Annotated in this window: 4 protein-coding genes; 1 reads left to right on the plus strand and 3 read right to left on the minus strand. The window is 46.5% G+C overall.

What is annotated here, in order from left to right:
• The 3 genes from BOO20_RS09765 to BOO20_RS09775 form a co-directional block, all read right to left on the minus strand.
• A partial coding sequence (locus tag BOO20_RS09765) for an IS5 family transposase (protein ID WP_076792388.1) occupies positions 1–987 on the minus strand: 987 nt, incomplete at its 3' end.
• 704 nt (positions 988–1,691) lie between these two features.
• Positions 1,692–2,705 carry a nucleotidyl transferase AbiEii/AbiGii toxin family protein gene (locus BOO20_RS09770; protein ID WP_233120946.1) on the minus strand — a complete coding sequence of 338 codons (1,014 nt, stop codon included), beginning with the start codon at positions 2,703–2,705 and terminating at the stop codon, positions 1,692–1,694.
• Between the two features lie 80 nt (positions 2,706–2,785).
• Positions 2,786–3,538 carry a DUF6577 family protein gene (locus BOO20_RS09775; protein WP_233120947.1) on the minus strand — a complete coding sequence of 251 codons (753 nt, stop codon included), beginning with the start codon at positions 3,536–3,538 and terminating at the stop codon, positions 2,786–2,788.
• A gap of 834 nt (positions 3,539–4,372) precedes the next feature.
• On the opposite strand from BOO20_RS09775, the gene BOO20_RS09780 reads away from it, so the two are divergent.
• Positions 4,373–8,132 (plus strand): ATP-binding protein (locus BOO20_RS09780; RefSeq protein ID WP_144277152.1); only part of this gene is annotated, 3,760 nt, incomplete at its 3' end.

Raw genomic sequence — 8,132 nt, forward strand, 5'->3', positions numbered from 1 at the left:
TATCGTGCTCCAGCCTGCAACCACACTGATCGAGAGTTTCATCCCGAACTCTGTCCTTGCTGCCGCCTTGCCTCGTACCAATGGACGGACATGCGGCTGACTGATGCTCACAAGTCGGTCGCTTATGCTTTTTCTGCCGCTCTGGTACATCTCATGCTGCTGGCGGTAGAGTTCACTGATCACAAGAAAAGTTCGATACCAGCGTGGCTCAAGGAGGGTAAGGGATACGGATTCCGACAATGCAGCGATACTCTTCAGGTTCCGTCCGAGGTACTGCAACTGTTTGCGCAGACCTTGCTGCAGCGAGCGTTTTGACAGGTTCCGTTTCATGCTCAGACCAAGGAAATCTCTTCTCGCTTTCTGCCGGTAGGTCCGGGGTTTCGTTATTTCCGCCGGGGCATGAGCGTAGAGCTTGTCGATGAGTATTTCACTCTTTTCACGGGCATCATTGAGCAGCCCAAGATCGGTCGGATACGCTATATCTGCCGGTGCGCAGGTGGCATCAACAATGAGTCTGCCCTGGTTGGCGGAGCCGGTTCCGGATCCATTATCATCGTCATTTTTCCTACTCATTGTCTGCTTTTTCGCCTGCTGCATTTGCAGGAGTTCATCCTGCAAAGCTGCCAGATCGGCATGTTTGAGACGCTTGCGAAAATGAGTCATGCTCGATGCGTCGAAGGGAGCTTCATATTGATAGCCTTCCAGCCCAATGACGTACTGGAGATAAGGGTTTTCCTTGATCTGCTCAACGGTTTCAACATCGGTCAGGCCGAGTTTTTCTTTGATGATGAGGGCTCCCAATGCCATACGAACGGTTAGTGCTGGCGCCCCTCGTTTTGAGGGGAATTTCCTGGAGTACCGTTCTTCAGCCAAATGCCATGGTATGGAATCTGCCAGTTTGATCCATCGGTTATTCCGGTCGAGTTTGCCTCCGAACGGCAGGTAAAAGGTTTCGAACGTGAGCTGATGAAACTTGGGCTGATACATAAAACGATGATTTCGAGGTGCAAGGTTTTTGATGACTTTTCATGGTTTTCCTTACACGAAATATACGAAAATATACCCTTATTTCATTACCTTAAAATGACTTATGAATTATTCAGCAAGCCCCAAGTAATGGTGGCGTCCTTGATAACTGGCGTGGTGGAATTGGAAGATTTTCCGCATCTACATCGTTAAAGCGCTATTGAATGGGTCGGGCAAGATTTTCAGGCGCGTGAGCTTCGGCGTTTCTTTTCTGCTGTTGTCATATAATCGCTACTCCTTTGGCAAACTTGATCCCGCTTCCTGAATAAATATACTCCGACGTTACACTATTACAAAATAACGCCACAGCAACCATTTTCCCGGTCTGAGCAGGGACTTTACGCATTATCACTCGCACAAGCGTGCACACCGGAGTGTATAGTGCCAGTATCTCCGGAACATGATATACTCAACACAAAGGACATACATCTCGAATTCGGGGGGATGTGTATACCCCGAATTTACTTCTCCTGCAAAACAACTCACCCAACTCCTTCCCCCACTCTGCCCGAGGAGCTGGTAAAACTATGAATCAACGCAAACTCACCTGATCAAGGAGATTCAAAGTCAGTTAAGTGATACCGACAAAAGGTTTCTTTTGAGCTTCAAAAGCGGCACTCCCGACTGGGAGCTTATGCTATGGCGGAGGTGTAAGCTTGGATAGGCTATAACTTCCCTAACAAGCTCAACGTTTGATACCAATAAAACAAAGGTGCTCCAGGGATGTTTCTTCGTTTGTTGAGAAACTGGTACTCTATGGGAGTTATGCTGTAATTCATAATGTCATTGCCCTCCGCCCATCGTATTATTTCTCCCTCATAACCTGTCAGGATCATAGCGGCCAGATAAGCTGCTTTGGCAGATGCCAATACCGCATCATCAATACGGAATGACCCGTTGTAGATGTAGGACTTCAATTGTGTCAGGCCTTTTGCGATGTGCTGAAACTCTTGATTCGGATCAAAGAACTTGCCCTGCGAGCCAATCATCAATGAGGTGGTGATAATATCGTTCAACACCGACTCAGTTGTAATGTTTGCCTCCCCCCTGTAGGAAATCTCTTTTTGTGCTGTGGTTGTAAAAGATTGCTTGAGATGATCGAGATTGGATATCCTGTCGAACAAAATGCCAATGTCGAACAGTTGTTTCATTACCTCCATCTGTTTTTCGGTAATGCCTCCATCGGCATCCTCAACTCTGAATCGAATGCCAACGGTATTGGGAGCAAAAGCCGTGAGTTTATCACCTGTGATTGAATCAGCGGAAGGTATTTGAACGGTAACCAGTTTATCGTCTGTTTGAATCCATTCGTTTATAATCGGCGCTTGCACCAAGGCCGTGTAGCCATGCTCTTCAAACAGAATATCCAACAAGATCCATAGCTCTTTATTGTCAGACTGCGAAAAGAAAGTGAGTTTGTAATGAGCTTTGGGTATGCCAGGGTTATAGCTTCTCCGTTCGTCCAATTCAAATTTACTGAAGATACCTCCCGAACAAATGCCGGTTAAAACGGCTTCAATTTTTTCTCTGCTTTCGGTGGTGACAATATCTACATCAATGGAGAACCGTTTGGGTTCTGGTAAAATCAGAAGGAGACTTGTTCCGCCTTTGAAGGTAAAAGAAAGGTCGGTTTGAGCCAACTGCTCGACCAAGGAAAGGGCATAAATAACCTTTTCCATAATAGCAGGGTTAGGAGCGCTTTCACGGTATTTTTTCCTTTTTCCCCTGATCCAGTCTTGTGTATATGACTCTGACAAGATCATTTGCTGAGTAACTCCGAGAGAAGGGTGTTTTTTGCCATGAAATCAATCAGTTCCTGATCTTTGGATCTCCGTCTGGCATAAGCCGTCATTTTGGTGATGTTGAGAGCATACGTACTGTAGAGCGTGTTGAAAATATGCACAAGTTCACTGCCCTGAAAAGCGCTGAACAGTTTACGGTCAACAAAAATATCTACCAATATTTTTTCAAGTGAAGGCGTGTATATTTTCTGTTCTTTTTCAAGAGGAGCTTTGGTTACCAACAGTTTAACAATGATGGACTCGCTCTCTTCATGGATGTAACGGTCAAGGAGGTTTTCATCAGGGTTTAAATAGACGTTTTTGTATTTCTCATCCTTCAAATAATAAAAAACGGATTCCGTGGCCACCGCTTCAACCTCAACCAACAGCAGAAATCGACCAGGTTGGTGAATCATCCACTCGTTCAGCCATTGGGTGCTCCACACACACTTTCGAGCGACGGGAAACGCCTTGTTGAGCTTTAGGGCTATCTCTCTTAGCTTGGGCTCTACCTGTGGGTAAAACTGAGGTTTTGTTGAGAAGGTGTACACACCTCTCCTTATAGGCTTAAGCTGGCTTTTTTCTTTAAGGGAATGGATTCGCCCGGCAAAGGTTGACTCGCCTAAATCAGGCTCAACTGACCTGTAAAAGCCAAGCAGCTCTTCACGGGTAAAGTGAGGATGATGAGCAAACCGCTTTTTGAGCTGTTCTATGCTGATATCTGTAGGCACGGCGGCTGTCTTGTTACATAATGGAGTTATTAACTATCCGTAATAGATAGCAAATATTAGACAGTAAACCAAGATTACTGGCATTTATTTGATTACTGATTACGACCATTAACGATCTATAGCAAAAGGATTTTTGCCAAGAAGAAGTAATCTTATAAACGGGGGCATGTCCGAAGGAACTCATCTATCACTACAGAACAGAACGCACCGAACCATCTATCCTCCGACAATTACAAATACACCTGTATCGCGTTCTTACCCAGTAATTTACTGGAATGAAGATTGATGCGTCCCAGCGTGTCTGGGGTGTAAAGACTGAAGAAGAGCATTACATTATTCAAGATTGAGATAAAAAAACAAAGGTTGACCTCCGTTTATCCTGACTCCCGACACGTGTCGGATTATCGCTGAACAGATAAACATCGGCTCCCGAAAGAACAATTACGACGTAATAAATACCAAATCTCACGCAATATACCAAATACTCAGACCGCTTAAACCGTTATGCAAACGTAATAGTGCCTATCCCCACATTCTGCATACACCCACGCACGAACGTACACAAAGGAGCATAGAGTACCAGTAACGCCGGAACATGATATACTCAACACAAATGACAAACATCCCGAAGTCGGGGGGATGTGTATACCCCGAATTTACTTCTCCTGCAAAACAACACCCCAACTCTCCCTCTAAACTCTTTAAGCGAATCTTCTATTGGTTATGACGTGCTCATGATCCGTTTAATGCCAACAAATAATTTGCTGTTTTTACATCATTTCATTATTATTATGTCATAATAATTATGCGATAATAATCACACGATAGATTCGAATGACTAATAATCCCTTCTACCTCAGGGTTTTGCCAATTGATGCACCATTTTGCGGCAGGGAGCACGAGCTTCCTGAATTGATCTCTCACGCAAAGGCAAACAGTAACGTTGTCCTCTATTCGCCAAGGCGTTATGGCAAAACCTCGCTTGTAAAAAGGGTTCAGAACAGGCTGGAAGAGCAGGGGTTCATAACAATCTATATCGACATATCCGATGCATCAAGCAGCGAAGATGTTGCCTCCATGATTGCACGGGGCATTTACACCTCACTTGCAAAAGAAGAGTCTGTGCTCAGAAAAGTCACCGGTATCATTAAAAACTGGCGTCCGGTATTTTCACCTGACCCCTCAGCTACAGGCGGTGTTTCAATGACGGTTCAGCCTGTCTCCCGAAAAACCGGAATTTCACTGCTTGAGGAGACCATGGAATCTTTCGGCAAGCTCCTTCAGGACAAGCATGATCAATTCAATATTGTTATCGATGAGTTTCAGGAGATCACCTCTTTTCGAGATGGCAACAAGATCGAGTCACTCCTTCGCAAACACATCCAGCAACAATCGAACTGCTCCTGGTTTTTTCTTGGCAGCAGAAGAAGAATGCTTCTTGATATGTTTAACCAGAAAGATCGTCCGTTCTACAAGAGCAGCATCAATCTTGAACTGCCCGCGCTTGATGAAGATGACGCAACAGATTTTATCATGCTGCAATTCAAGGATAGCGGCAAAGAGTGCCCTGTTGAAATCGCCAATGAGATAGCCAGAGTCACCGAGGGCTATCCATACTATATCCAGAGGCTCTCCTATGCCCTCTTTCAGGTAAGCCAAAATGAGGAGATCCTGCCCGACAACCTTCAGGCCGCCATGAGGAAAATGCTTGCTGAAGAGGATACCAACTTTACCGGAATGGAAAAGGCTCTGGCACCGGGACAAAAGCCCCTGCTCAAAGCTCTTGCAGCAGAACCAACCGAAAGCCTGTTTTCTTCTGACTATCAGCAGAAACACCGCTTGCGTACTCTGGGCAGTATCCAGAATGCCCTGAAAAAGCTTGAATCACTTGACTACATCGAAAAGGATTTCGAAGGCGTTTACCGACTTACCGATCCGATTTTTGCCCTCTGGGTCAACAGTAAAAACAGCGACACGCTCGCTTCAGGTACGATCACCCTCCAGGAGGACAAGGGCAGGTCGATCGGACAAACCCGGAAAGAGGAGAATGTGGAGAACGCCTTGAAAAGAGGGTACTCGGAGATGACCGGTTACCACTCGGAAGAGGCGGTGGAGATCAAAGCCGAACTGCCAGAACCGGGAGACGTTGACCCTACCAAGCCTGAAGTACATCTTTTCTTCTCCTATGCGCATGACGACGGCGCAGTCAAGGAGACTTTTTTTGATAAAATCCGAGCCCGGCTGAAAACATCAAAAGAGTTCCGTTTCTCCTTCTCTTCAGACAGGGATATCCTTACTGGCGAGAGATGGCACGATAAAATTCAGGAGATGATCAACCGTTGTGATTTTGGTCTGCTCCTGCTTTCAACAAACTTTTTGGGCAGTGACTATATCGATGAACATGAACTGCCAAACCTGCTTGGCAAGTGTCTACCTGTAGCACTTGATATCCTTGACCTGAAAAATCAGAACCTGAAAGGACTGGGCGAAACACAGATATTCTTTTTTAACGGCAACCGTTCATTCAATGAGGTAAAAGAGAACAATCGTACCCGCTTTATTAACGAACTTGCGACGAACATTGAAAACCGGGTAAGAAAACAGCACAGCACAGCGAAAACGGCAGAAGAGAGTGAACCGATCAATTGCGACCCACTTAAAAACTTCCCCGAGAGACTCCTGAAATACAAGGCACCAATCTACAGGCACGAAACATTTGTCCCTGGAGACAGTGTTCTCTCGCAAATCTCACATAATCCGGATGACAACAGAAGAGGCGATACCGTTATTGCCCTTGACTACATTAAAAGCTGGGCACTTGAATCGGATGTGCCATACTTTGCCCTGCTTGGTGACTTCGGCACCGGAAAAACCTTTACCTGCAGAATGCTCACCAGAGAGCTTATCGCCCTGCATGAGAAACAGCCCGATACCTGCCCGCTCTGTATCTACATCGATTTACGGATGGTAGCAACCCGTGTTGGACCGGAAAAGAAGAGCCCGAAACTGACTGATATTCTGCAGGATGCAATTGAAAACACCAAAGACCCGCTTGACCGCTCCATTGTAACTCCCCAGGACATCATTTCGTTGGTGCGTCAAAACAGGGCCATGATCATCTTTGATGGCCTCGATGAAAAAACCGTGCACTTTACCCCTGAAGAGACAAGCCGGTTTGTCGCCGAACTCTGGAGTATCAGGGAAATCAGGGATAAAAAGGATGAAAATATTCAGGGCAAAGTACTGATAAGCTGCCGTACCCATTACTTCAGGGATATCTTCGAACAGAACGCTCTTTTTCTCGGCAGGGATCGGGAGGGGCGCTCCTCCTCCGAGTATCGCTCATGCACCCTGCTTCCGTTTGACGACAACCAGATCAGGGAGTACCTCAAAAAGATTGCTGGCAGTGATGAAGAGGAGATTGAAAGAATCATCGGGCTGCTTGAAGAGGTGCACAATCTCAAGGAGCTTGCCGGAAGACCCTATGCACTCACCCTGATTACCGAATTCATCCCCGACCTTGAACGGCTGCAAAAAGAGGGGAAAGCCATAAACACCGCAAAACTCTACGAACTGACCATTGAAAACTGGCTCCGTAGAGACGAAGGCAAACATGAGTTCAGTGTGTCACATAAAAAAAGGCTGATGAAGGCGCTGGCTTTTGAACTGCAAAAAAGAAACGGAGAGGGACTACGTGCGGAAGAGCTTGAAGAGTGGCTCGACACCTGGCTCTATCACCACCCGGTCATCAAGGATGCATACAGCAATATGAACCGAGAGACCCTGAAAAAGGATCTCCGCACAGCAACCTTTATTATTCGTGAAGAGGATCAGGAGTTCTCTTTTGCCCACACCTCTCTTCAGGAGTATTTCCTTGCAGGATACCTTATTGATACCCTCTCGTCACCGGAGAGGCAGGATGAAACGCTTGCAATCCCTCTGCCCTCAAACGAGACGATGAACTTCGTAGCCGAAATGCTTGCCCTTGATGAACGGCTGCTCGCCACCGCCGTCAAAGCCATCGAAAAAATCCTTGAAAACAATTACCAAAAGGATCTGTCGGAACTCTCGCTTGCCCTCTGGATAAAGCTGCATGAAAGGGGCATAAAGCAGCCAAACCCCGGCACTGCTCACCTTGAACATGCGCAACTTTCAGGGTGGAAAATTGGCAATCTTAATCTCGGCAACGCAAACTTTGACGGAGCAATGCTTCAGGGTACACAGTTTGAGCGGACGGTACTCACGGCATCATCCCTCGGAAACACCTGCCTCATCAATGCGGAATTTCTTTCCTGCAATGCAAGCCAAGCTGATTTTTCCGATGCGGAAGCAGCCGGATCAATCTGGCGCAGCTCCACCTTGCAGGACACCAAATGGCAGGGAGCCAATCTCAGGCTTGCCTCTTTTGTAGCCAGCAACCTTACCGGCAAGAAAAACTTCACCATAGCACCTGAAACCGCCATAGCCCACTGCATAGGAACAGAAAACACACCCTTGCCGGAGACCTTTGCTATTGATTCATTTACCGGCCATTCGAATTTGGTCACTTCATGCGCCTTCAGCCACGACAACAGCTTCATCCTCTCCGCCTCTG

The sequence above is a fragment of the Chlorobium sp. KB01 genome, from assembly GCF_001975465.1.
In the GTDB taxonomy this organism is placed as follows: Bacteria; Bacteroidota; Chlorobiia; order Chlorobiales; family Chlorobiaceae; genus Chlorobium.

Bases quoted from the DNA above. Each gene is read 5' to 3' on its own strand.
- BOO20_RS09770 (WP_233120946.1), bottom strand. From the start codon at position 2,705: ATGGAAAAGGTTATTTATGCCCTTTCCTTGGTCGAGCAGTTGGCTCAA.